Raw genomic sequence first — 24,424 nt, forward strand, 5'->3', positions numbered from 1 at the left:
CGCGTCTCTCCCGTCATGCTGAGCGGATGGATGAAAGACGCACCGTGAAGGTGTCGAAGTACCTCTCGAAGCATCTGCGCCACCAGCCCGAGCGGATCGGGCTCACCCTCGACGAGGCCGGCTGGGTCGAGATCGACACGCTGATCGCCGCCTGTGCCGCGCACGGGTTCCGCTTCGACCGTCAGGAACTCGACCACGTGGTGGCCACGAACGACAAGCAGCGCTTCGCGATCGAGGGCACCCGGATCCGCGCCAGCCAGGGCCACAGCATCGAGGTCGACCTCGGACTGCCCCCGGCCACCCCGCCGTCGTACCTCTTCCACGGCACGGTGGCACGCAACCTGGACGCGATCCGGGCCGAAGGGCTCCGGCCCATGAACCGCCACGCCGTGCACCTCTCGGCCGACCGGGAGACCGCGACCCGCGTGGGCGCCCGCCGCGGCCGGCCCGTCGTGCTGTCCGTGGACGCGGGCGCGATGCACGGCGACGGCCATGTGTTCCGGGTCAGCGAGAACGGGGTGTGGCTCACCGAGGCGGTTCCCACGCGCTATCTGCGGTTCCCCGAATCCCACTGACCCTGCGCGGCCCGGGATGTGCACCGGGTATGGCCTCGGCCGCACCACCCCCGGCATGATCAGAGGTATGGACCACTTCCCCAGTACCGAGGCGGCCGTCACCGCCCTGCGGGCCATCGCGGACGAGTACGCGCTCGAGATCGAGGTCACCCACGACATCGGCGCCGACCAGACCTCACGTCGCACCTCCGCGGGTTTCGGCGTCACCACCGACCCCGACGGCTCACTCCCGCACGAGGCCTTCATCGAGTTCGGTGGACTGCCCCGGGTGAGTGTGCGGCTCTTCCCCGACGACGACGCCGTGATCACGGTCGAGGGCATCGCCTGCCCCGACATCGCACGCGACGACGTCCCCGCCTTCCTCCGCTCCGTCTTCGACGGCCACGCCTACGTCAAGGCCCGCCGTTTCCCGCCCAGTTGCAACCTGATCGTCCCGCTGCCCGGCGACCGGACGCACAAGGAGTGGATCTCGATGATCACTCTCACGCCGTGGCTGAACGGCCGCATCAGGTGACGGTTTCACGTGAAACACGGACGGCCGCATAGCCTGGGAGCCATGAACCTGCGCCTGAGCACCGTGATCCTCCCGTACCGCCGCTGGAACGAGGGGAGCCGCGAGGCATGGCAGCGCGCGGAGCAGCTCGGCTTCCACACCGCCTACACCTACGACCACCTGTCCTGGCGCACCTTCCGGGACGGCCCGTGGTTCGGCGCCGTACCGGCACTGACCGCCGCGGCGGCAGTCACCGAGCAGATGCGTCTGGGCACGCTGGTCACATCGCCCAATTTCCGGCACCCGGTGACCCTCGCCAAGGACCTCATCACGCTCGACGACGTCTCCGAGGGACGCATCACCCTCGGCATCGGTGCGGGCGGCACCGGCTTCGACGCCACCGCCCTCGGACAGGACCCGTGGACCCCTCGGGAGCGTGCCGACCGGTTCGGGGAGTTCGTTCCGCTGCTGGACCGGCTCCTCACCGAGGACTCGGTGTCGTACGAGGGTGACTTCTACTCGGCGCACGAGGCGCGGAACATTCCGGGGTGTGTGCAGCGGCCCCGGCTGCCGTTCGCGGTGGCCGCCACCGGCCCGCGCGGTCTCAAACTCACCGCCCGCCACGGGCAGGCCTGGGTGACCACCGGTGATCCCCGGCTGTTCGAGAGCGGCACCCCCGAGCAGTCGGTTCACGCCATTCGTGGCCAGGTCGAGAAACTGACCGACGCCTGCGCGGCGATCGGCCGCGACGCGGCCGGGCTCGACAAGATCCTGCTCACCGGCTTCACCCCGGACCGCGGCCGTCCGCTGGAGTCCCTCGGCGCCTTCGTCGACTTCGCGGGCCGGCATCAGGAACTGGGCTTCACCGACATCGTGATCCACTGGCCGATCCCGGACTCCGACTTCGCGGCCGACGAGAAGGTCTTCGAGCAGATCGCGATGGAAGCCCCCACGCAGCTCCGCTGACCCGGCGGCATCCCTGGCCTCGGGCGCGACGGCCCTGCCGGGGGCCGTAACCACTCACCTGTGCGCACTGTCGCACGGCCGTGCGGGCATATGCGGGAGAATGGCCCGGTGACCTCAGCGACTCGACAGCCCGAGACCCCGGCCTCCGCCGTCCCGCCACGGCTGATCGCCACCGACCTGGACGGCACTCTGCTGCGCGACGACAAGTCGGTGTCCCCCCGTACGGTGGCCGCTCTGGCGGCTGCCGAGGAGGCGGGCATCGAGGTCTTCTTCGTGACCGGACGCCCGGCCCGCTGGATGGACGTCGTCAGCGACCACGTCCACGGCCACGGCCTCGCGATCTGCGGAAACGGCGCCGCCGTGGTCGACCTGCACGGCGGCCCCGGAGCCCACCGCTTCGTGAAGGTCCGCGAGCTGGCCCGCAACAACGCCCTCGACGCCGTACGACTGGTACGCGAGGCCGCGCCCGGGACCGTGTACGCGATCGAGCAGACCTACGGCTTCTACCAGGAGCCGGCGTATCCGAAGATGCACATGGAGATCCCGGACACACTCGCGCCCGCCGAGAAGCTCCTCGCGGCGGACGCCCCGGGGGCCGACGAGCCGGTGCTGAAGATCCTCGCGTTCCACCCCGACCTCGACCCTGACGACTTCCTGACCACCGCCCGCCTCGCCCTCGGCGACCGCGCGAACGTCACCCGGTCCAGTCCCAGCGCCCTGCTGGAGATCAGCGGCCCCGGCGTCTCCAAGGCGAGCACGCTCGCCCTGTGCTGCGCGGAGCGGGGGATCGCGCCCGCGGAGGTCGTCGCCTTCGGGGACATGCCGAACGACGTCGAGATGCTCACCTGGGCCGGACAGTCGTACGCGATGGGCAACGCGCACCCCGACGTGCTCGCCGCGGCCTCGGGGCGGACCGTCGACAACAACGAGGACGGCGTTGCGGTCGTCATCGAGCGGATGCTGTCCGAGCGGCGGTAGCTCGCTCAGCCGACGGCCACTCCGCGTGCCTCCAGCCACGGCAGCGGATCGATAGCCGAATCCGTCTCCGGGGTGGCCCGTACCTCGAAGTGCAGGTGCGGTCCTGTGGAGTTGCCGGTCGTGCCGGACTCGCCGATCCACTGGCCGGTGGTGACGCGGTCCCCCTGGTCGACGGCCACGGCGGAAAGGTGGGCGTACTGCGTGCGGTAGCCGCCCGGATGCTCGACCACGATCTGGATGCCGAAGGCGCCGCCGCAGGACACCCGCACCACCCGGCCCGCTCCGGCCGCCCGGACCGGTGTGCCGATCGGCACCGCGAAGTCCTGGCCGGTGTGCCGGTTGGCCCAGCGGGAGCCGTCGCTGCCGAATCCGGCGGACAGTTCGCCCGACTCCACCGGCGCGACCCATGAGGCGGTTTCGACGGTCGGCGGCCGGTCGAGACGGACGGCGCCCGGGCAGGAGCCCGACCCGACCGACCCGACCGATGCGTCCGTCTGTCCGGCACCGGCGGTGTGGCTGTCGCCGTCGCCGGGGCGGGCCGCGAGCACGGCGATCGCGCACAGGAGCACCGGAACGAGCAGTGGGTGACGGCGAGATGAGGGCACGTCAGCGATCGTGACCCGCGCAGCGGACCGGCGCCCTGTTCAAGTCGTACGCATGGGGGACAGGGTGGCGCGAACGGCTCAGCGGGAGCCCCGGGGTGACGGACTCAGTGGGGCGCCTGCCACACCACCGTCGTACCGCCTCCGCCGTCGCCGGGCCCGTACCAGCTGTCGCCGCCCAGGGATTCGGCCCGTCGCTTGAGATTCTTCAAGCCGCTGCGGCGACCGCCCTCCGGGATACCGACCCCGTCGTCCGAGACGGTGAGCCGGACGCCCGGCCGTCCGTCGGGCAGGGTCGCGGTCGCGTCGACGACGACCTCGATGCGAGTGGCCGCCGCGTGCCGGAAGGCGTTGGAGAGGGCCTCGCGCAGGGCCGCGACGAGGTTCTTGCCGGTGAGGTCGCCGACCGCGGTGTCGACCCCGCCGACGAAACGGTGCGCGGGTGTGAAGCCGAGCGGCACGGCGGCCGTGTTGATCTCCCGCAGCACCCGCGTGCACAGCCCGGAGGGGGCTTCGGTGGACCCTTGCTGGAGGGCGAAGATCGCCGTGCGGATCTCCTGGATGGTGATGTCGAGTTCGCCGACGGCGTTGCCGACTCCCTGCCGCACCTCGGGCACGAGCGAGTCGCACCGGGCGCTCTCCAGCGTCATCCCGGTGGCGAACAGCCGTTGGACGACCAGGTCGTGCAGATCGCGGGCGATCCGGTCCCGGTCCTCGTACACCGCGAGGCGTTCCCGGTCGCGGTGCGCCTCGGCCATCATCAGCGCGAGCGCGGCCTGCGAGGCGAACTGGATCGCGAGGGTGCGTTCCGCCTCCGTGAACGGCCGCTCGCCGCGCGCGCGAGGTGTGACGAGAGCGCCCAGGACGCGTCCGCCGCTCTGCAGAGGCAGCGCCATGATCGGCCCGTACGCGCGAGCGAGGGCGCTGATCATACGGGGATCGGTGCCCGCGTCCCCCACGAACACCGGCTGTCCTTCGAGGAGTCGCGCGACGATCTCGCTCTCCGGCGGGACGACTCTGCCGAGCTGGTTGGACGGCTGTTCCGAGGCCACGGCGACGATCTCCATGCCGCCCCCGTCGGCGGGCAGCAGCACGATCCCGGCGGCCGATCCGGAGAGCCCGCGGGCCCGTTCCGCGACGACCTGGAGCGCGTCCTCGGCGTCCCCGCCGGACAGGAGGGCGGTCGTGACGGCCACGGACCCGTCGATCCACCGCTCGCGCTGCTGGGCTGCCTCGTACAGCCGGGCGTTGCCGATCGCGATGCCGGCCTCGGTGGCCAGGACCCGGACCATGGTGACGTCGTCGTCGTTGAAGGGGTCTCCGCCGCGCTTCTCACCGAGATAGAGATTCCCGAAGACCTCGCCCTGGACCCGGATCGGAACGCCGAGGAAGCCGCGCATCCGCGGATGGTGCGCGGGGAAGCCCCAGGAACGCGGATCCTGGGTCACATCCGCCAGCCGGACCGGCTCCGGCTCCCGGATGAGCGCGCCGAGCAGCCCCTTGTGCCCGTCGGGAAACCGCCCGATGCGCCGCGCGGTTCCCGCGTCGACCCCGTGGAAGACGAAGTCGGCGAGGGCCTCGCCGTCCTCGTCGACGACACCGAGCCCCGCGTACCGGGCGCCCGTCAGCTTCGCCGCCGCCTCGCAGATCCGCTCCAGCGTGGAGTGCAGTTCGAGCCCACTGCCCACGGACCGCATCGCAGCCAGCAACTGCGGCACCCGTACGGCCAGTTCGGCGGACAGCCCCGAGGAGGGCGACGGGGGACCGGCACTCTCGGTGGCTGACATGCCACGAGCCTAATTAGTCCCGTTTGTCACGGAAAGTCGAGCGCCCCGACCGTGAGCCTCCCTACCCGGCCGCCACCAGCAGCTCCGACTCCGCCTCCCGCTCCGCCATCCCCCGCAACGGCCCGTCGGCCAAGACCAGTTCGGCGTACGGCCCCCGCTGCACGACCCGTCCCTCGTCCAGCACGATCACCTCGTCCACGTCCTCGAGTCCCGCCAGCCGGTGCGTGATGAGCAGCGTCGTACGGCCCTCCGTGGCGGCCAGCAGATCGGCGGTGAGCGCGTCGGCGGTCGCCAGGTCCAGGTGTTCGGCGGGCTCGTCGAGCACGAGGACCGGGAAGTCGGCGAGCAGCGCGCGGGCGAGGGCCAGCCGCTGCCGCTGCCCGCCGGACAGCCGCGCCCCGTGCTCACCGACAAGCGTGTCCAGTCCGTCGGGCAGCCCGTCGGCCCAGTCGAGCAGCCGGGCCCGCTCCAGCGCGGCCCGCAGTTCGTCCTCGGTCGCGTCCTTCTTCGCGAGCAGCAGGTTCTCGCGCACCGAACTGTCGAAGAGGTGCGCGTCCTGGGCACACAGCCCGACGAGCCGTCGTACGTCGTCGCCGTCCAGGGCGTACGCGTCCACGCCGGCCAGCGTGTACGAACCGGCGTCCGTGTCGAGGAAACGCAGCAGCACCTGCGCCAGCGTCGTCTTGCCTGAGCCGGAGGACCCGACCACGGCGACCCGGCGACCCTTTTCCAGCGTGAGGTCGAGCCCGGCGAGCGCGTCCCGGTCCTGCCCGGAGTGCCGGGCGGCCAGTCCCTGCACGACGAGCGGGAAGGGTGTCGCGGGCGCTTGGCGGGGCCGCTCCGGTTCCCGTACGGGCTCGGGAGCGTCGAGGACCTCGTACACGCGCTCGGCGCTCTTGCGGACCCGCTGCCGGTACTGCACGGCGAGGGGCAGTCCGAGGACGGCCTCGAAGGCGGCGAGCGGGGTGAGGACGACGACGGCCGTCAGGACACCGCTGAGCCGTCCCGCGGCGACGGCCTGGGCGGCCACGAGTGCTGTGGCGGCGACGGTCAGGCCGGAGATCAGCGCGGTGAGGCCGTCGCCGAGCGCGGTGGCGGTGGCGGCGCGGGAGGCGATCCGGGTGAGGACGCCGTCCGCGCGGCGGGCCTCGGCGGTACGGGCGGGCAGCGCGCCGGCGACCGTCAACTCGGCCGTTCCGGTGAGTAGTTCGGTCACCCGAGTGGCGAGCGCCCCGCGGGCCGGGGCCAGTCGCCGTTCGGCACGGCGGGCCACGGCACCGGTGACGAGGGGGACGCCGGCCCCGGCCGCGAGGAGACCCACCGCGAGGACCGCACCGGTCTCGGGCAGCAGCCAGGCCGTGAAGCCGACCGTCGCCGCGGAGACGGTGGCCGCGACTCCGGCGGGCAGCAGCCAGCGCAGCCAGTAGTCCTGGAGCGCGTCCACGTCGGCGACGAGCCGGGACAGCAGATCACCCCGCCGGGTGTCCCGCAGCCCGGCGGGCGCGAGCCGTTCGAGGCGCCGGTAGACGGCGACCCTGGTGTCGGCCAGCATCCGCAGCACCGCGTCGTGCGACACCAGCCGCTCCGCGTACCGGAACACGGCCCGCCCGATCCCGAAGGTCCGGGTCGCGGTCACCGCCACCATCAGATACAGCACGGGCGGCTGCTGCGAGGCCCGCGAGATCAGCCACCCGGAGGTGGCCATAAGCCCAACCGCACTGCCCAGCGCCAGACTTCCGAGCAACAGCGCCAGGGCGAGGCGGCCACGCCGGGCGCCGGACATGGCGCGGACGCGGGAGAGGACGCTGCCCGTGTGTGCCGCGAGCCGGGTCTCGGGCTCGTCGACGGCCACAGAACTCACCGTCGCCTCCGGGCTCGTACCGGCGACCGTCGGCACGGTCTCCGCCCGAACCGCGGTCTCGCCCTCCGTCACCCGGACCACCCGGTCGGCCACCGCCAGCAGGGCCGGCCGGTGCACCACGAGCAGCACGGTCCGCCCCACCGCCAACCGCCGTACCGCCTCGACCACTTCGGCCTCGGTCGCCCCGTCCAGCGCGGCCGTCGGCTCGTCGAGGAGCAGGACGGGACGGTCGGCGAGGAAGGCCCGGGCCAGCGCGAGCCGCTGCCGCTGCCCTGCGGACAGCCCGGCCCCGTCCTCGCCGAGCACACTCCCAATGCCCTCGGGCAGCGCGTCCACGAAGTCCAGAGCACCGGCGTCGGCCAACGCCCGCCGTACGGCGGTGTCGTCGGCGTCGGGCCGGGCGAGCCGTACGTTCTCGGCGATCGTCCCGGCGTACAGCTGCGGCCGTTGCGGCACCCAGGCGATGCGCGAGCGCCAGCGCTCCAGGTCGGCGTCGGTGAGATCGACTCCCCCGACCCGGACCCGGCCCTCGGCGGGCCGCACGAACCCCAACAGGGCGTTCAGCAATGTGGACTTGCCCGAGCCGCTCGGGCCGACGAGAGCGACGGTCTCGCCGGGTTCCACGGTGAAGGACACGTCCGACACGGCGTCCGCAGACCGCCCGGGATACCGGACCGTCACGCCTTCGAAGGCGAGGGTGTCGGAGAGTACTTCGGTGGTGCCCGTTGCCGGTACCGGTGTCTCCAGGACCGCGAAGATCTCCTCGGCCGCCGCGAGACCCTCCGCCGCCGCGTGGTACTGCGCGCCCACCTGACGCACCGGCAGATACGCCTCGGGGGCCAGGACGAGGACGACGAGGCCGATGTAGAGGTCCATGTCGCCGTGGACGAGCCGCATGCCGATCGTCACGGCGACCAGGGCCACGGAGAGCGTGGCGAGGAGTTCCAGGGCGAAGGAGGAGACGAAGGCGATCCGCAGGGTCCGCATGGTCGCCTGCCGGTACTCGCCGGTGATGCGCCGGATCGACTCGGCCTGCGCCTTGGCCCGCCCGAACACCTTCAGGGTCGGCAGCCCCGCGACCACGTCCAGGAAGTGTCCGGAGAGCCGGGACAGCAACTTCCACTGACGGTCCATCCGGGACTGGGTGGCCCAGCCGATCATCACCATGAAGAGCGGGATGAGCGGGAGCGTGCCGACGATGATCGCCGCCGAGACCCAGTCCTCGGTGACGATCCGCGCCAGCACCGCCACCGGGACGACGATCGCGAGCCCCAACTGCGGGAGATAGCGCGAGAAGTAGTCGTCGAGGGCGTCGACACCACGCGTCGCGAGCGCGACCAGCGATCCGGTCCGCTGCCCGCTCAGCCAGCCGGGGCCCAGCTCCACGGAACGCTCCAGCAGCCGTCGCCGTAGCTCCGACTTCACGGAGGCGCTGGCACGGTGGGCGGCGAGTTCGGTGAGCCAGGAGACCAGGGCACGGCCACCCGCTACGGCCACCAACAGCAGCAGGGGAGTACCGAGTTCGCTCACGGACTTGCCGTGCTGGAAGGCACCGACCACGACCTCGGCGATGAGCATCGCCTGGGCGATGACCAGCAGCGCACCGACGGCCCCCAGGCCAACGACCGCCATCAGGAAGAGGCGGGTGGCGCGGGCGTATCGAAGTAGCCGTGGGTCGATTGGTTTCACGTGAAACACACCCTCTTCATCGGGAGGTCCCGACTCCTCAGTAGGTCCCGGTTGGGGCATGTTTCACGTGAAACATGCCCCAACCGGACTCAGCGCTGGCCTCAGTGCGCCGCTTCGGCGATGTGCTGCGTACCGATCCGCTTGCGGAACACCCAGTACGTCCAGCCCTGGTAGAGCAGAACGATCGGGGTGGCGATCCCCGCACACCAGGTCATGATTCGCAGGGTGTACGGGCTCGACGAGGCGTTGGTGACCGTGAGGCTCCAGTCCGCGTTGAGCGAGGACGGCATGACGTTCGGGAAGAGCGACAGGAAGAGCATCGCGACGGCGGCGATGATGGTGACCCCTGAGAACGCGAACGACCAGCCCTCGCGCCCGACCTGGATCGCCCCCAGCGCAGCGACCAGGGCGACGACAGCCACGATCATCGCGACCAGGCTCTTGCCGTCACCGCTGTCGACCTGGGTCCAGATCAGGAAGGCGAGCGCCAACAGGGCGGTGATGAGACCGACTTGAAGGGCCAGCTTCCGTGCCCGCACCCGGATGTCGCCGACCGTCTTGAGTGCCGTGAACACCGCGCCGTGGAAGGTGAACAGGGTCAGCGTGACCAGGCCTCCGAGGATCGCGTACGGGTTGAGCAGGTCCCAGAAGGTGCCGGCGTACTCGAAGTTCTTGTCGATCTTCACGCCCCGCACGATGTTGCCGAAGGCCACACCCCACAGGAACGCCGGGAGCAGCGAGGTCCAGAAGATCGCCGTCTCCCAGTTGCGCTGCCAGTTCTCCTCGGGTCGCTTCGCCCGGTACTCGAAGGCGACGCCCCGGACGATCAGGCAGACCAGGATGATCAGCAGGGCGAGGTAGAACCCGGAGAAGAGGGTGGCGTACCACTCGGGGAAGGCGGCGAAGGTCGCGCCGCCGGCCGTGAGCAGCCAGACCTCGTTGCCGTCCCAGACCGGGCCGATCGTGTTGATCAGCACCCGCTTCTCGGTGCGGTTCCGGGCGAGCAGCTTGGTGAGGATGCCGACCCCGAAGTCGAAGCCCTCCAGGAAGAAGTAGCCGGTCCACAGGACGGCGATGAGGACGAACCAGACGTCGTGCAGTTCCATGACTGTTGCAGCTCCCTCGGCCTAGTACGAGAAGGCCATCGGCTTGTCGGCGTCCTGGGAGTCGCCGCCGATCTTCGTGGGCGGGTTGAGGTCGGCCTCGGTGAGTTCGGGCGGGCCGGCCTTGACGTACTTCGCGAGCAGCTTGACCTCGATGACGGCGAGGATCGCGTAGAGCGAGGTGAAGACGATCATCGAGGTGAGGACCTCGCCCTGGGAGACGCTGGGGGAGACGGCGTCACGGGTCTGGAAGAGGCCATAGACGACCCAGGGCTGACGGCCCATCTCGGTGAAGATCCAGCCCCAGGAGTTGGCGATGAGAGGGAAGCCGAGGGTCCAGATGGACACCAGCCAGTAGAGCTTGGTGAGTTTCGGGCCGAGAGCCTTCTTCTTGAAGAGGACCACGTTCGGGACCTCGTCGTCACCGACCCGCAGATGCTGGGGCAGCATGAACTTCTTGCGGGTCAGCCAGAGTCCGGCCAGACCAACGGCGAAGGACGCCATGCCGAAGCCGATCATCCAGCGGAACGCCCAGAAGGTGACGGGGATGATGGGCCGGTAGTCGCCGGGGCCGTACTTCGCCTGCTCGGCCTTGTTGGTGTCGTTGATGCCGGGGACGTACGAGTTGAAGTCGTCGTCGGCGAGGAACGACAGTATCCCGGGGATCGAGAGCTCGACGGTGTTGTGGCCCTTGCTGACGTCGCCGTAGGCGAAGATCGAGAACGGCGCGGAGTCCTGGCCGTCCCACAGGGCCTCGGCAGCGGCCATCTTCATCGGCTGCTGCTTGAACATGACCTTGCCGAGGGTGTCGCCGCTGACGGCGGTGAGCAGACCGGCGATGGTGACGGTGATCAGGCCCAGCCGCAGCGAGCTCTTCATCACCGCGATGTGCTTCTTGCGGAACAGGTGGAAGGCGGCGATGCCGACCATGAACGCGCCGCCGGTCAGGAAGGACGCGGAGAGCGTGTGGAAGGCCTGCGCGAGCGCGGTGTTCTGGGTCAGCACGTGCCAGAAGTCGGTGAGTTCGGCACGCCCCTTGGCCTTGTTGATCTTGTAGCCGACGGGGTGCTGCATCCACGAGTTGGCCGCGAGGATGAAGTACGCCGAGAGGATCGTGCCGATCGAGACCATCCAGATGCAGGCCAGGTGGATCCGCTTGGGGAGCTTGTCCCAGCCGAAGATCCACAGCCCGATGAAGGTGGACTCGAAGAAGAACGCGATCAGCGCCTCGAAGGCGAGCGGGGCACCGAAGATGTCGCCGACGAACCGCGAGTAGGCGGACCAGTTCATGCCGAACTGGAACTCCTGCACGATGCCCGTGACGACGCCCATGGCGATGTTGATCAGGAAGAGCTTGCCCCAGAACTTGGTGGCCCTGAGGTACTTCTCCTTCTCCGTGCGCACCCACGCGGTCTGCAGGCCGGCCGTGAGAGCGGCGAGCGAGATCGTCAGGGGGACGAACAGGAAGTGGTAGACGGTGGTGATGCCGAACTGCCATCGCGCCAGTGTTTCCGGCGCCAGAGCCAAATCCACGTCGTCAGTCTCCTTATGTCGCCGTGGTCACAGCGGCAGTTTGCCCCTTATGTCACACGCATCACTGGACAAGCAGGACACGCTTGTGAACGCGTTCACATTCACAAGGATTATGACGCATGGCTGTTCGACATGTGATGGGCGGGGGGTCCCTAAGGCAGTCCCGTACGTCACATCGGCCGGGGCCGGTCGGCCCATGGCGCGGGGCGCCTCGGTTTCACGTGGAACCGAGGCGCCCCGCAGGCGCGTAATAGTCGTTCACCAACCTCTTGCCGTTCACAGCTCCTTGCGGAAGCCCTCGGCCACCTTCAGGAAGATGTCGTTCGCCTCGGTCTCCCCAACCGTGATGCGCACTCCCTCGCCCGCGAAGGGTCGGACCACCGCACCATGCTGCTCGCACACCGCCGCGAAGTCGACCGTGCGCTCCCCCAACCGCAGCCACACGAAGTTCGCCTGGGTCTCGGGAACCGTCCAGCCCTGGGCGCGCAGCGTGTCGACCACGCGGGTGCGCTCGGACACCAACGAGCCGACCCGCCCGAGCAGTTCGTCCTCCGCGCGCAGCGAGGCGACCGCCGCGTCCTGCGCGAGCTGGCTCACCCCGAACGGCACCGCCGTCTTGCGCAGCGCCGCCGCCACCGGCTCGTGCGCGATCGCGAAGCCGACCCGCAGCCCGGCGAGGCCGTACGCCTTGGAGAAGGTCCGCAGGACGCAGACGTTCGGCCGGTCGCGGTAGAGCTGGACGCCGTCCGGCACCTCCATGTCCCGGATGAACTCGCGGTACGCCTCATCCAGAACGACCAGGACATCGCCGGGCACCCGGTCCAGGAAGCGCTCCAGCTCGGCCCGCCGTACGACCGTGCCCGTCGGGTTGTTGGGGTTGCAGACGAAGATCAGACGGGTCCGGTCGGTGATCGCGTCGGCCATCGCGTCGAGGTCGTGCACATCGCCCGGGGTCAGCGGCACCTGCACGGCGGTGGCGCCACTGATCCGCGTGATGATCGGGTATGCCTCGAAGGAGCGCCAGGCGTACATGACCTCGTCGCCGGGTCCCGCGGTCGCCTGGATGAGCTGCTGGGCGACCCCGACCGAGCCGGTGCCGGTGGCCAGGTGGGAGACGGGGACGCCGAACCGTTCCGCCAGCTCGTTCATCAGACCGGTGCAGGCCATGTCCGGGTAGCGGTTGAAGGAGGCGGCAGCGGCCGTCACGCTCTCCATGACACCGGGCAGCGGCGGGTACGGGTTCTCGTTGGAGGACAGCTTGTAGGCCACCGGACCGTCCGCCGCGGCGGGCTTGCCCGGCTTGTAGGTGGGGATACCCTCCAGCTCGGCGCGCAGCTTGGGGCTCGTCTCGCTCACCGCAGTCCTCCTTGTGACCACCACCGGATTTCAATACTGCTCACCTTATGAGGATTCGACGCCGCCGCGTACAGATCGCGTCCGGGTGAGCGGCCTCCGGGCGCCGGCCGGGACCGCCTCGCGCCTCACAGCCGCATCAGGGGCAACAGCGTACGAAGGCGCACGAACTGGGGGCGCGCTGTACATATATCTATGCGCTGGTAGCTCACGCCGTGGCGCGCATCCCTCGTACAGGTGAGTTGAGACCTCTTCGAAACATCGGGGACTTGGCAGGCCCATGCGCGCCGACAAGTCACGTAATGCCATCGAAGCGTTTAACTGACTTTGTTTCTAAGGTAGTTGACCCTTCCTGACCTTGCAGAAACGTGCCTGTCAACGCGTGCATATGCGTCCGCACTACCCCACCGCATGAGCCCTACTATCGGCTCGCCATGACAGCAGCAGGGAAGCACCAGGTGAGCCGCGCGGAAACCTCTCGTCGAGGAAGCCGGCCGGGCCGGGCGGGAATCAGAGACGTGGCCGCCGCGGCCGGAGTCTCCATCACGACCGTCTCCGACGCCCTCAACGGCAAGGGCCGGCTCCCGGACGCCACCCGACGCCATGTCCGCGAAGTGGCCGACCGGCTGGGCTATCGCCCCTCCGCGGCGGCTCGCACGCTCCGTACCGGGAAATCGGGCCTCATCGGCCTGACCGTCACGACGTACGGGGATGAACCTTTCACCTTCACCGAATTCGCGTACTTCGCCGAGATGGCCCGGGCCGCCACCTCGGCCGCGCTCGCCCGCGGCTACGCCCTCGTGATCCTTCCGGCGACCTCGCGCCACGACGTGTGGTCGAACGTCGCCCTGGACGGCACGGTCGTCATCGACCCGTCCGACCAGGACCCGGTGGTCAGCGAGCTCGTCCGGCAGGGTTTACCGGTCGTCTCCGACGGCCGCCCGGCCGGCTCGCTCCCGGTGACCGCCTGGGTCGACAACGACCACGAGGCCGCCGTCCTCGGCATCCTCGACCACCTGGCCGACGCCGGCGCCCGCCGGATCGGCCTGCTCACGGGCACGAGCACGGACACGTACACACATCTCTCGACCACCGCGTACCTGCGTTGGTGCGAGCGGGTGGGCCAGGATCCGGTGTACGAGTCCTATCCCGCGCACGATCCGTGCGCGGGCGCCGTCGCCGCCGACCGACTGCTCGCCCGGCCCGACCGGCCCGACGCGGTCTACGGCCTGTTCGACCCCAACGGCACGGACCTGCTGGCCGCGGCCCGGCGTTACGGGATGCGGGTGCCGGAGGATCTGCTGCTGGTGTGCTGCAGCGAGTCCACGGTGTACGCCAACACCGAGCCGCCGATCACCACGCTCTCGCTGAAGCCGCGCCGTATCGGCACGGCGGTGGTGCAGCTCCTCATCGACGCCATCGAGGGGGTCGATTCGGATCTGCCGGTCGAGCAGGTGATACCGACCGAACTGATCATCCGTACGTCGTCCCAGCGACGGCCACCGCGGACGACGGTCAGTCCGCCTCGGTCGCCGGAGGGGAAGTAGGGGACGGGCGGGGCGGTGGGTCGGACCGGTCGGATGGGTTGGCCGGGTTGGCCGGGTTGAGTGCCGGTCGGGTGTCTCGGGGGATGCGGGCGGCTGGTGGGTCGGAGAGCCGGTCGGGTCGAGTCTCCGGAGGGGCGAGTGGCCGGTCGGCCGGGCAGCTCGTCTGACGGTGGGTCGGGCTAGCGGTCGGGGCGATGGCGGTCGGGCTGCTGGCCGCTGGTGGGTGGGGCGATGGAGTCGGCCCGTCGGCAAATCGGTGGGCCGGTCAGTCCGGCGGTGGGCTGTCGTCGGGTCCGACGGCGGGTCGTCATCGGGTCCAACGGTGGTCGGTCTGCCTGTCGCCTGCTCCGTGGGCAGGCTGTCGGCTGGGCCCGGCCTGGCTGGTTGCGTGGGCCGCTCGGTCGGTGAACTGGTCAGTGGGCCCATCGGTCGGTCGGTGAACCGCTCGGTCGGTGAACCGGTCGCGCGACGGGCCGGGCTGGCGGTGCGTCAGGGCGGCGGTGGGCTGGGGCAGCGCGGGGGCTGGCCCGGTGGGTCGACCGCCCGGTGGGTCCGCTTGTCGGCGCCTGCCCGTGCCGAGGGCTGCTCGGGGCGTGGTGACGGGCGTGCGGGTCGGTGTCGTAGGCGGGGCGTGCGGGGCGTCGTAGCCGGAACGGGCGAGGCGTCGTATGCCGAGACGGGTCGGCATACGGCCCTTCTTCACGATCGGCACGGTGACGGGTGGAGCAGCTGGAGGGGGACGTCGTGACGGGCTCGGCGAAGGGGTGGGCGCGGTGCCGTGCACCCCTCGGGGCGGAGCGGCCGGCGGGCGGTGCCCGGGTGCTTCCCTCGGGCTCCCGTACGGGCCGGACGGTGCCGGGACTCCCACTCGGCACCGTTCGGGCCGTACCGGCCGACCCTGCCCCCTCGACGCCCGCGCAACCCTGGCTCCCAGGCATCCACCCGATGCCGCTCGGGCCGTACCGCCCAACCTCTGCCCCTGCAACGCCCGCCCGCCCCCGTCTCCCCAGGCACCCACCCGGCACCGGAGTCGACTACCGACCGACGCACGGTCGGCGGTCGTACCGAAGTCGGAGGTGGAGTACGGCAACCGCCGGAGGCCGTCGCACCGGCGAAATCCAGCCGCCCTTCCGGCGGGAACCGATCGTCCCTGGAGTGCTGGTCGAGTGGTCGAAGCCCTGCCCAATCGGGGCGAAAGCCACGGTGAACCGGAGTCCTGCTCTGATTCACCACCCCTGGGTCATCACATGGCGCGATCCGCATTCCTATGATGGGCCCACGACACCGCGGGCCGCTGCGACCAGGCAGTCCGACGCGGTGCAGACGCGGCGTGATGGTGGAGGGGTCGATGACTCAGGGGGCCGGTCAGGGACCCGAGGTGGAGCGGACGGCGACGTTGCGCGACTTCCGGGTACCGGCGTATGTCCACGAGACCGGTCCGTACGCCGACAGCGCGCAGCCCGGCGGCGCCGTACGACCCGACGAGGAGGCCTTTGACGAGGCCTATCCCGACGGGTACACGCCGACCCAGCGCGATCTGCCGGTCATCAATAGGGGTGACACGGTTCAGGTCGCGGTGGACCCGGCGCCGGTGGGCATCCCGCGGCAGACGGAGGGCCCCGGTCCGCTGTTCGTCGTAGGGGATGTGCACGGCTACCTCGACGAACTGGTCGCCGCGCTGCGGGAGAAGGGCCTGATCGACGCGGCCGGAAGCTGGTGCGCGGGCACCGCGCGGCTGTGGTTCCTCGGCGACTTCACCGACCGCGGCCCGGACGGCATCGGCGTCATCGACCTGGTGATGCGGCTGTCCGCCGAGGCCGCCGCGGCCGGCGGCTACTGCAAGGCCCTCATGGGCAACCACGAGCTGCTGCTGCTCGGCGCCAAACGGTTCGGCGACACCCCCGTCAACTCCGGCGCGGGCACCGCCACCTTCCAGGCGGCCTGGCTGCTCAACGGCGGCCAGAAGACCGACATGGACCGCCTCCAGGACGTCCACCTGCAGTGGATGGCCCGGCTGGACGCCATGGAGGAGGTCGACGGGCATCTGCTCGTCCACTCCGACACCACCGCCTACCTCGACTACGGCGACTCGATCGAGGCGGTCAACGACAACGTCCGCGAGACCCTCACCCGCAACGACGCGGACGAGGTGTGGGACGTGTTCCGCAAGTTCACCAAGCGCTTCTCCTTCCGCGACGAGGGCGGCGCCGAACATGTCCGCTCATTGCTCGACATGTACGGCGGGACCCGGATCGTGCACGGCCACAGCCCGATTCCGTACCTGCTGGGCGACGTCGGCTCCGAGGACGGCGAGGACACCGCCAGTCCCGTGGTCGAGGGACCGCACGTCTACGCCGAGGGACTCGCCATCGCGATGGACGGCGGAGTGACCATGGCCGGAAAGCTGCTGGTCCAGCAACTGCCGTTGGATATCTGAGCGTTTAACGGGCAGAGGTCCCCCTCGGAGGACCGGCGGACGACAGCGCTGGCCAGGGGCCAATTTCTGGAAACCCCCTGTCACCGTGTGCCGTCGCCGCTCTACCATCGGCTTATCCGTAGCAGGCTCCCCTCCGTTTCTGCCCGACGGCTCGTTGGCATGCGAGCCCCAAGCCCTACGGAGCATCGGGGGATGCACATGAACAGCGTTCCGCAGCACCTGCACAGCGAGGACCGCCAGGAGTACGAGCGGATCCTCGACGAGGCGCTGCGCTCCGCCCCTACCCGCCCGGAACTGGCCGCTGTCGGTAAGCGGCTCAACCCCGAACAGCTGCGCACCATGGCGCTGAACGCCACCGCACTCATCACGGCGGCCGCGGCGACCGAGTACCAGCACTACGTGAAGGTCCGCGAGGAACTGCGCCAGCCGGCGTCGTCCACCCCGCCGTCCGTCCACGAGACCGGCTCCGCGGAGCCGGGCGGCGTGGGTGCGATGGGGCTCGCCACCACCCTGGGGGAGGCTGCCGAGGGTGCGGGTGCCGTCGCCGTCGCCGCCGTCCTCACCCCCGTCCTCGCCGGCACGGCCGCGGCGATATTCCTGCTCGTGGGGTACATCCTCAAGATGCTCACCCCCGAGCCCGCGTTCGCGCAGACCATGCTCACCGCCGGCTGGGTGTTCGGCGCGATGACCGCCGCGGCGATCCTCGTCGCCGCCGTCGGCCTCCTCCTCACGGCCCTGCGCAACCGGCCGACGTTCGACGCCGACCCCTACGGCGAATCGGGCGGTGAGGTGGCCCGGGCCAGGGAAGCCTGGCACGACGCCCTTCTGGAACGCGGCATCCTGCCGTTCCTCCAGGAGGCGCTCGCGGCCCCGGGCACGGCGGCCCGACGCCGTCCGACACCCTCGGCACCGAGTCGCATGCCGCACCTCGGCTACGACCGTCCCGGCTTCTCCAGCCCCGACGAGGGCCCGGAGCCGGGCCACCGCCCGAGCTTCAGCAGCCCGGACTTCTCCAGCCCGGACTTCGGGGGGCCCGAGCACGCGCCGGAGTAGCCCCTCGGCTTGCGCCCCCAACCAGGGGAGCGCAAGCCGAACACCCGGGTCCACCGAGTTCGATCAATTCACCGAGTTCTATTGTTTCATTGTTTCATTGGTTCACTGAATTCGGCGAATTATCTGCGCCGCGGCCCTTTCCACCGGGGTGCGGCTGTGGACATGTACGAGTGCGAGATGGAAGAGCGCCGGTGCGACAGGGGCCCACCGGTGAATGCGATCGGCGCGCAGCATGTACTTGATGACCGCCGAAGGGCGGAACGGAACGAAATCGATGGTCTGGTGTTCCCATCTGTCCGCCACCCCTCTGCTGATACGCGCCTGCATATCGGCGCAACTCGCGTCCTTGAGCCGGGCATAGAAGTGCACTCCATTGCCGCTTCTCGATGTCCAGCACGAGGGCGAGCATTTCGAGTGCGTACTCGTGCGGTTCTATGGCCAGTTCCTCGCGCATGCCGCGCCGCGCTACCGCGTACAGATCCGGGGCGCTCCTGCCGGACGAGTCGATGTGCCGTGACATGCCTTCGTTGACGGACGAGTTCCAGACGCCCGAGGCCATACGGACCCTGTTGCTGCGCTGGGTGACGATCAATATGTCGTCGGCCGTCACCACCGCGATGTTCACCGCGAAACTGCATTGCAAGAATGCGGGTGCCGACAGCGGGTCATCGGGATCGAGATAGCGCGAACGAGGTGTGGTCCCGTCGGCCAGCCGACGGTCCAATTGCTGGGCCGCGAGGAAAGTGTAGTAGTCCGTCGGACGCAGACGCAGGTGGATTTCCGGCTGTTCGTCGAGCGCGGTACGGGAAATACCGACCGTCTCGACCGCGTATCGAGGTCCGTTCCACAGGGGTGTTCGGCCCTCTGCCTGAAGGCGCGCGCTTTCTTCCTCGATCTCGGCCCGCCAGCCCGCCATGTCCGGAGGCAGCTCGATCTCCTGGTCCAGTACCTGGATGTAGACGGCTTGCGCCGGTATGGACGATTCCCCGTCGCCTTCGACGATCAGGGCGGAGGTATGCAGCGGACCGAGGGAGAACGTCCGCCACACCGGGCTGGACTCCTCCCGCCGGCGCAGACCTCGTACCGCGCTCTTCGAGCGGGCTCGCAGCCTGTACCAGCTGTTCTGTATCGGATCCTGGAACAGCACCGCGACCAGCATGCCCAGCACGGCGCCGACAACCCCGTTGGCCAGATCGATCCCACCCATGCCAGGCAGGGTAGAGACCTTGATCGCGGCCCGCCTGACCTTGTCTCTTCCGTTACGACGTCCCCTTCCGTTACGGCGTCCGCCGGGGTTCGCCGGGGTTCGCCGCGATGACCTCGTACGGGGGTTACCCGGACCGCGCATTCGGCGGGCAGCCCCATCCTCCCCCGCGCCCCGATCCGGTTGGCTGGTGATCGTCGCCGATCAGGACCAGGAGCAACGGGGGATTCGGACATGCAGCTGCCGTCGACGAGGAAGACCGGCGCCGCCGTACTGGCAGCGGTGTTGCTCGCACTGGCCTCGCCCATGGCCGCGACCGCCACCACCGGACACCCGGCACCGGACCACCCTTCCCACGCGTACGACGAGGCCACGCTCCAGCGCGACCTGGCAGCCGTACGGAAGGCGGGCGGCGGCGATGTGAACGTGCTGGCCAGGGTCGACGGACCGAGCGGCGCACCGCTCATGGCACGCATCGGCACCCGCACCGCCGACTCCTCCGACCCGATCCCCTGGAACTCCCACTTCCGGGTGGCGAGCACGACGAAGACGTTCGTGGCGACCGTCGTCCTCCAACTCGTCGCGGAGAAGCGGCTGTCGCTCGACGACACCGTCGATCACTGGCTGCCGGGAGTCGTCACGGGCAACGGCAACGACGGCACCCTCATCACCGTCCGCGACCTGCTCCGCCAGACCAGCGGCCTCTACGACTACATCGACGACCCGGAGATCCAGGACCGCCTGATCAACCACTTCGACGAGAACCGCTACGACACCACCCCGGCGGCCGACCTGGTCGCCGTCGCGATGAAGCACCGTCCGCTCTTCGTGCCGCAGCCGGGCGGAGCCACCCGGTGGGCGTACTCCAACACCAACTACCTGCTGGCCGGGATGATCGCGGAGAAGGCCGGCGGCGCGAGCTGGCAGGACCTGGTCGCCCACCGGATCATCGCGAAGCTCGGACTGCGCAACACCTCCATTCCCGGGCTCGATCCGTTCCTGCCCGACCCGCACGTGAACGCGTATCTGACGACCGCCGACGGCAAGCGCCTCGACGTCACCGATCACAGCTTCCAGCACACCGCGGACTCCGGTGTGGTGAGCACCACCGCCGACCTGAACACCTTCTTCCGGGCCCTGGCCGGCGGCAGGCTGCTCCCCGCCGCGCAGTGGCGCGAGATGCGGCAGACCGTGCAGCGGACCGACGACCCGGAGGACGTGGCCGAGATGCCCGAGGGCACCTACGGCCTCGGCCTGCGCAGGATCCCGCTCTCCTGCGGCGGTTACTACTACACCCACGAGGGTGACGGAGCGGGCGTCAACACCCGCACCGCGGCGAGCGCCGACGGCAGGCGAGCGGTGACCGTCTCGATCACGACCACCACCGCGCCGCCGGACCTCGCCGCCCTCAACCGCGCGACAGGCACCCTCGTGGACCACGCCCTGTGCGACAACACGTCGGCGAAGGGCTCGCCGAAGAGTTAGACACCGTGCTGGATGGACCGTGTCCGTCCCGGCCGGTCGTCGTCAGTCGGCGATCGGCAGGTACACCCGGTTGCCCGCCGCCGCGAACTCCTTCGACTTCCGCGCCATGCCCTCCTCGACCTCCGCCCTGGTACCGCCGTGTTCGCGGCGGATGTCCTGGGAGATCTTCATCGAGCAGAACTTCGGCCCGCACATCGAGCAGAAGTGCGCCGTCTTGGCCGGCTCCGCGGGCAGCGTCTCGTCGTGGAACTCCCGTGCGGTGACCGGATCGAGGGCCAGGTTGAACTGGTCCTCCCAGCGGAACTCGAAACGGGCGTCGGACAGCGCGTCGTCCCACTCCTGTGCACCTGGATGCCCCTTGGCGAGGTCGGCTGCGTGGGCGGCGATCTTGTAGGTGATGACGCCGGTCTTGACGTCGTCACGATTGGGCAGGCCCAAGTGCTCCTTGGGCGTGACATAGCAGAGCATGGCCGTGCCCCACCAGGCGATCATCGCGGCACCGATGCCGGAAGTGATGTGGTCGTACGCAGGCGCGACGTCCGTCGTCAGCGGGCCGAGCGTATAGAACGGAGCTTCATCACAGATCTCCTGCTGAAGGTCGATGTTCTCCTTGATCTTGTGCATCGGGACATGTCCCGGGCCCTCGATCATGGTCTGTACGTTGAAACGCTTCGCGATCGTGTTGAGTTCCCCGAGGGTCCTCAACTCGGCGAACTGCGCCTCGTCGTTGGCGTCCGCGATCGAGCCGGGACGCAGACCGTCGCCCAGCGAGTACGTGACGTCGTAGGCGGCGAGGATCTCGCAGAGTTCCTCGAAGTTCTCGTAGAGGAACGATTCCTTGTGGTGCGCCAGGCACCAGGCCGCCATGATCGAGCCGCCGCGCGAGACGATGCCGGTCTTGCGGTTCGCCGTCAGCGGTACGAACGGCAGCCGCACGCCCGCGTGGACGGTCATGTAGTCCACGCCCTGTTCGGCCTGTTCGACGACCGTGTCCTTGTAGATCTCCCAGGTCAGTTCCTCGGCGCGGCCGTCGACCTTTTCGAGTGCCTGGTAGAGCGGCACGGTGCCGATGGGGACGGGGGAGTTGCGCAGCACCCACTCGCGGGTGGTGTGGATATTGCGGCCGGTGGACAGGTCCATGACCGTGTCGGCGCCCCAGCGGGTCGCCCAGGTCATCTTCTCGACCTCCTCCTCGATGGAGGAAGTGACCGCGGAATTGCCGATGTTGGCGTTGACCTTCACCAGGAACCGCTTGCCGATGATCATCGGTTCGATCTCGGGGTGGTTGACGTTGGCCGGCAGCACCGCCCGCCCGGCCGCGATCTCCTCCCGCACGACCTCGGGCGAGACCTTCTCCCGTACGGCCACGAACTCCATCTCGGGTGTGATCTCGCCCCGTCGCGCATAGGCGAGTTGAGTCACCGCCGTGCCCTCGCGTCCCCGGCGCGGCTGCCGGGGGCGGCCCGGGAACACCGCGTCGAGGTTGCGGAGTCCACCGCGCGGTGACGTGTGCTTGATTCCGTCGTCCTCGGGGCGGACGGGGCGGCCCGCGTACTCCTCGGTGTCGCCCCGGGCGATGATCCAGTTCTCCCGCAGCGGCGCCAGCCCCCTGCGGACGTCTGTGTCGACGAGCGGATCGGTGTACGGGCCGGAGGTGTCGTACAGCGTCACGGACTGTCCGTTGGTGAGGTGCACCTGACGGACCGGCACCCGCAGATCGGGGCGCGAGCCCTCGACATAGCCCTTGTGCCAGCCGATGGACGACTCCCCGGCCGCAGGGGACTCCTCGACCCCCGTCGGCTGCTCGGCCCGTGCGAACTCCTTGCCCGGAATGGGCTGTTCGTCCTGGCTGAAGGCAGGCGTGCGTGCGTCCTTGTTGGTCATGAGACCTACTCCCTACGCCGGCATTACCCGGTAACAGGTTCGGCGGTCGACGCAGCGGCTTCCGTCAGCCGATGTTTCATGTGAAACATCACTCGATACAGGTGACGTTTCCCGTGAAACATCGCAGAGACGGAGGTCAGCGCCCTCTCAGCCCGGTGCTCCGAGCTCCCGCGTGTGCAAAGGTGCCTCCACGCTAGCGTCATATGTGGCGCGGTGAACAGTGGGCCTCCGGCGTTCTTGCGATGATCGGGCGGTGACCACGACGCAGCAGCCCCCGTACCCGCCGACCGGGCCGCCGCATGGCCATGACCACGGCCGCGGCCATGGTTCCGATGGCGGCCACGGTTCCGGGTCCGGGGACGACCACAGCTCCGGTGGGGACGGCGGGCACGGCTCCGGCGCGGGCGGTGGGCACGGTCACTCGCACAGTCACGGCCCGGCCGCCCCCGTCTCCCGTCACCTCCGGAAGGTGATCGCGGCGATCCTGATCCCGTTCACGGTGGCGGTCGTGGTCGGCATGGTGGTGTTGTGGCCCGGCGGCGCCCCGTCGCACAAGCGCACCGGGGTCGGCTTCGACCGGCAGACGCAGCAAGCGACGGTCACCAAGGTCGTCAGCGTGAGCTGCGCGTCGGTGAACGCATCCGGCGGAGGCTCGACCGGGGACACCTCCACCGCCGAAGGCTCCTCGGCGGCGCAGGAAGCGGCCGGCACCTGCAAGAAGGCCACGGTCACGGTCAGTACGGGCAAGGACAAGGGCCGTACGTTCACGGAGATCGTGCAGCCCGACCAGTCACGGCAGTTGCACCAGGGCGAGAAGGTCGTGGTCGCCTACGAGCCCTCCGCGCCCAGGGATCTGCAGTACTCGGTCACCGATGTGAACCGCAAGTTCCCGATGGCGCTGCTCGCCGGCATCTTCGCGCTGGCCGTCGTGGTGGTGGGCCGGCTGCGCGGTGTCATGGCGCTGATCGCGCTGGCCATCAGCTTCATGATCCTCAACTTCTTCATCCTGCCCGCGATCCTGCACGGCTCGAACCCGCTGATCGTGGCGGTGGTCGGATCGAGCGCCATCATGCTGATCGCCCTCTACATGTGCCACGGGCTGTCGGCCCGCACATCCGTGGCGGTGCTCGGCACGCTGATGTCGCTGGTGCTGATCGGTGTCCTGGGTTCGGTGTTCATCGGCTGGGCCGCGCTGACCGGCAACACGGACGACAACACGGGCCTGATCCACGGGCTGTATCCGTCGATCGACATGAGCGGTCTGCTGCTCGCCGGCGTCATCATCGGTTCGCTCGGTGTGCTCGACGATGTGACGGTCACGCAGACCTCGGCGGTCTGGGAGCTGCACGAGGCCAATCCGTCGATGGGCTGGCGGGGGCTGTACCGCGCCGGTATCCGGATCGGCCGCGACCACATCGCGTCCGTGGTCAACACGCTCGTCCTCGCCTACGCGGGCGCCGCCCTGCCCTTGCTGCTGCTCTTCTCCATCGCCCAGAGCAGCGTGGGGTCGGTGGCCAACAGCGAGTTGGTCGCCGAGGAGATCGTGCGCACGCTGGTGGGCTCGATCGGTCTGGTCGCCTCGGTTCCGGTCACCACTGCGCTCGCGGCCCTGGTGGTCTCGGCGGACCGACCGGGACGCGAATCGGCTCCGGCGGGTGTTGCGGCGGCGGCCACGGCGACGCCGGGTTCCGGGTCCGCGGCAGCGCCCGACGCCAAGCCCGCGCCTGCGCGCGGCGGGAAGGGCCGACGCCGCAAGCGCTGAGGACGGCGAGAACCGCCGCGCGCAGCCACGCAGAAGCGTTCCTGCGGCCCCGAGGCCCCTCTCGGGCTTCCCCGGACCGCTCCCGGACCCTCTCGACCCCCGCAGGCCTTTC

Annotated in this window: 16 protein-coding genes and 1 pseudogene; 9 read left to right on the top strand and 8 right to left on the bottom strand. The window is 69.8% G+C overall.

Features of this window, described 5'->3' with window-relative positions; genetic code table 11:
* The first annotated feature begins 26 nt into the window (after positions 1-26).
* The 4 genes from ACQHII_RS24060 to ACQHII_RS24075 all read left to right on the top strand — a co-directional run bounded on the left by ACQHII_RS24060 (position 27) and on the right by ACQHII_RS24075 (position 3,012).
* Positions 27-575 carry an RNA 2'-phosphotransferase gene (locus ACQHII_RS24060; RefSeq protein ID WP_427921245.1) on the top strand — a complete coding sequence of 183 codons (549 nt, stop codon included), beginning with the start codon at positions 27-29 and terminating at the stop codon, positions 573-575.
* A gap of 55 nt (positions 576-630) precedes the next feature.
* The gene (locus ACQHII_RS24065; protein WP_427921246.1) at positions 631-1,089 is read left to right on the top strand and encodes a hypothetical protein; all 459 of its coding nucleotides are present in this window, start codon (positions 631-633) and stop codon (positions 1,087-1,089) included.
* A 42-nt stretch (positions 1,090-1,131) separates the two neighbouring features.
* Positions 1,132-2,034, top strand: a complete 903-nt coding sequence (locus ACQHII_RS24070) for an LLM class flavin-dependent oxidoreductase (protein WP_427921247.1) — start codon at positions 1,132-1,134, stop codon at positions 2,032-2,034.
* A 90-nt stretch (positions 2,035-2,124) separates the two neighbouring features.
* Positions 2,125-3,012, top strand: coding sequence for a Cof-type HAD-IIB family hydrolase (locus tag ACQHII_RS24075; protein WP_427921248.1), 888 nt, complete (start codon positions 2,125-2,127; stop codon positions 3,010-3,012).
* Positions 3,013-3,017: 5 nt separating this feature from the next.
* On the opposite strand, the pseudogene ACQHII_RS24080 reads toward ACQHII_RS24075, so the two are convergent.
* The 6 genes and pseudogenes from ACQHII_RS24080 to hisC all read right to left on the bottom strand — a co-directional run.
* Positions 3,018-3,512 (bottom strand): annotated as a pseudogene (locus tag ACQHII_RS24080) (M23 family metallopeptidase); the annotation flags it as partial.
* A gap of 209 nt (positions 3,513-3,721) precedes the next feature.
* Positions 3,722-5,401 carry a GAF domain-containing sensor histidine kinase gene (locus ACQHII_RS24085; protein WP_427921249.1) on the bottom strand — a complete coding sequence of 560 codons (1,680 nt, stop codon included), beginning with the start codon at positions 5,399-5,401 and terminating at the stop codon, positions 3,722-3,724.
* A gap of 61 nt (positions 5,402-5,462) precedes the next feature.
* The gene (gene cydD, locus ACQHII_RS24090) at positions 5,463-8,951 is read right to left on the bottom strand and encodes a thiol reductant ABC exporter subunit CydD (RefSeq protein WP_427921250.1); all 3,489 of its coding nucleotides are present in this window, start codon (positions 8,949-8,951) and stop codon (positions 5,463-5,465) included.
* Positions 8,952-9,052: 101 nt separating this feature from the next.
* A complete protein-coding gene (gene cydB, locus ACQHII_RS24095; protein ID WP_427921251.1) occupies positions 9,053-10,057 on the bottom strand; it encodes a cytochrome d ubiquinol oxidase subunit II in 1,005 nt (334 codons plus the stop codon).
* 21 nt (positions 10,058-10,078) lie between these two features.
* Positions 10,079-11,587, bottom strand: a complete 1,509-nt coding sequence (locus ACQHII_RS24100) for a cytochrome ubiquinol oxidase subunit I (protein ID WP_427921252.1) — start codon at positions 11,585-11,587, stop codon at positions 10,079-10,081.
* Positions 11,588-11,863: 276 nt separating this feature from the next.
* Positions 11,864-12,943: a histidinol-phosphate transaminase gene (hisC, locus tag ACQHII_RS24105; RefSeq protein WP_427921253.1), complete on the bottom strand. Its 1,080-nt coding sequence runs from the start codon at positions 12,941-12,943 to the stop codon at positions 11,864-11,866.
* Positions 12,944-13,374: 431 nt separating this feature from the next.
* On the opposite strand from hisC, the gene ACQHII_RS24110 reads away from it, so the two are divergent.
* From ACQHII_RS24110 to ACQHII_RS24120, 3 genes are all read left to right on the top strand, one after another.
* Complete coding sequence (locus ACQHII_RS24110; RefSeq protein WP_078532683.1) at positions 13,375-14,487, top strand: LacI family DNA-binding transcriptional regulator; 1,113 nt, start codon at positions 13,375-13,377, stop codon at positions 14,485-14,487.
* 1,333 nt (positions 14,488-15,820) lie between these two features.
* A complete protein-coding gene (locus ACQHII_RS24115) occupies positions 15,821-16,924 on the top strand; it encodes a metallophosphoesterase (protein ID WP_427921255.1) in 1,104 nt (367 codons plus the stop codon).
* Between the two features lie 192 nt (positions 16,925-17,116).
* Positions 17,117-17,977 (top strand): hypothetical protein, encoded by an 861-nt coding sequence (locus ACQHII_RS24120; protein WP_427921256.1) that lies wholly within the window; start codon positions 17,117-17,119, stop codon positions 17,975-17,977.
* A gap of 94 nt (positions 17,978-18,071) precedes the next feature.
* Here the strand turns inward: ACQHII_RS24120 and ACQHII_RS24125 are convergent, their stop codons facing one another.
* Positions 18,072-19,184, bottom strand: coding sequence for a hypothetical protein (locus ACQHII_RS24125; protein WP_427921258.1), 1,113 nt, complete (start codon positions 19,182-19,184; stop codon positions 18,072-18,074).
* A 231-nt stretch (positions 19,185-19,415) separates the two neighbouring features.
* Between ACQHII_RS24125 and ACQHII_RS24130 the strand changes: the two genes are divergently transcribed.
* Positions 19,416-20,666, top strand: coding sequence for a serine hydrolase domain-containing protein (locus ACQHII_RS24130; protein ID WP_427921259.1), 1,251 nt, complete (start codon positions 19,416-19,418; stop codon positions 20,664-20,666).
* Positions 20,667-20,708: 42 nt separating this feature from the next.
* Here the strand turns inward: ACQHII_RS24130 and thiC are convergent, their stop codons facing one another.
* Positions 20,709-22,550, bottom strand: a complete 1,842-nt coding sequence (gene thiC / locus ACQHII_RS24135; protein WP_427921260.1) for a phosphomethylpyrimidine synthase ThiC — start codon at positions 22,548-22,550, stop codon at positions 20,709-20,711.
* Between the two features lie 253 nt (positions 22,551-22,803).
* Here thiC and ACQHII_RS24140 point away from each other — a divergent pair, with 253 nt between their 5' ends.
* On the top strand, positions 22,804-24,312 hold the full coding sequence (locus tag ACQHII_RS24140) for a YibE/F family protein (RefSeq protein ID WP_427921261.1): 1,509 nt from the start codon (positions 22,804-22,806) through the stop codon (positions 24,310-24,312).
* The last annotated feature ends 112 nt before the right edge of the window (positions 24,313-24,424 follow it).

It is taken from the genome of Streptomyces sp. cg40 (genome assembly GCF_050320165.1).
GTDB lineage: Bacteria > Actinomycetota > Actinomycetes > Streptomycetales > Streptomycetaceae > Streptomyces > Streptomyces hokutonensis.

Coding starts and splice junctions, on each gene's coding strand:
- thiC (WP_427921260.1), bottom strand. CDS start 22,550: ATGACCAACAAGGACGCACGCACGCCTGCCTTCAGCCAGGACGAACAG.
- ACQHII_RS24085 (WP_427921249.1), bottom strand. CDS start 5,401: ATGTCAGCCACCGAGAGTGCCGGTCCCCCGTCGCCCTCCTCGGGGCTG.
- ACQHII_RS24130 (WP_427921259.1), top strand. CDS start 19,416: ATGCAGCTGCCGTCGACGAGGAAGACCGGCGCCGCCGTACTGGCAGCG.
- ACQHII_RS24110 (WP_078532683.1), top strand. CDS start 13,375: ATGACAGCAGCAGGGAAGCACCAGGTGAGCCGCGCGGAAACCTCTCGT.
- ACQHII_RS24120 (WP_427921256.1), top strand. CDS start 17,117: ATGCACATGAACAGCGTTCCGCAGCACCTGCACAGCGAGGACCGCCAG.
- ACQHII_RS24060 (WP_427921245.1), top strand. CDS start 27: ATGGATGAAAGACGCACCGTGAAGGTGTCGAAGTACCTCTCGAAGCAT.
- ACQHII_RS24075 (WP_427921248.1), top strand. CDS start 2,125: ATGCGGGAGAATGGCCCGGTGACCTCAGCGACTCGACAGCCCGAGACC.
- ACQHII_RS24125 (WP_427921258.1), bottom strand. CDS start 19,184: ATGGGTGGGATCGATCTGGCCAACGGGGTTGTCGGCGCCGTGCTGGGC.
- ACQHII_RS24070 (WP_427921247.1), top strand. CDS start 1,132: ATGAACCTGCGCCTGAGCACCGTGATCCTCCCGTACCGCCGCTGGAAC.
- ACQHII_RS24115 (WP_427921255.1), top strand. CDS start 15,821: ATGGTGGAGGGGTCGATGACTCAGGGGGCCGGTCAGGGACCCGAGGTG.
- ACQHII_RS24065 (WP_427921246.1), top strand. CDS start 631: ATGATCAGAGGTATGGACCACTTCCCCAGTACCGAGGCGGCCGTCACC.
- cydB (WP_427921251.1), bottom strand. CDS start 10,057: ATGGAACTGCACGACGTCTGGTTCGTCCTCATCGCCGTCCTGTGGACC.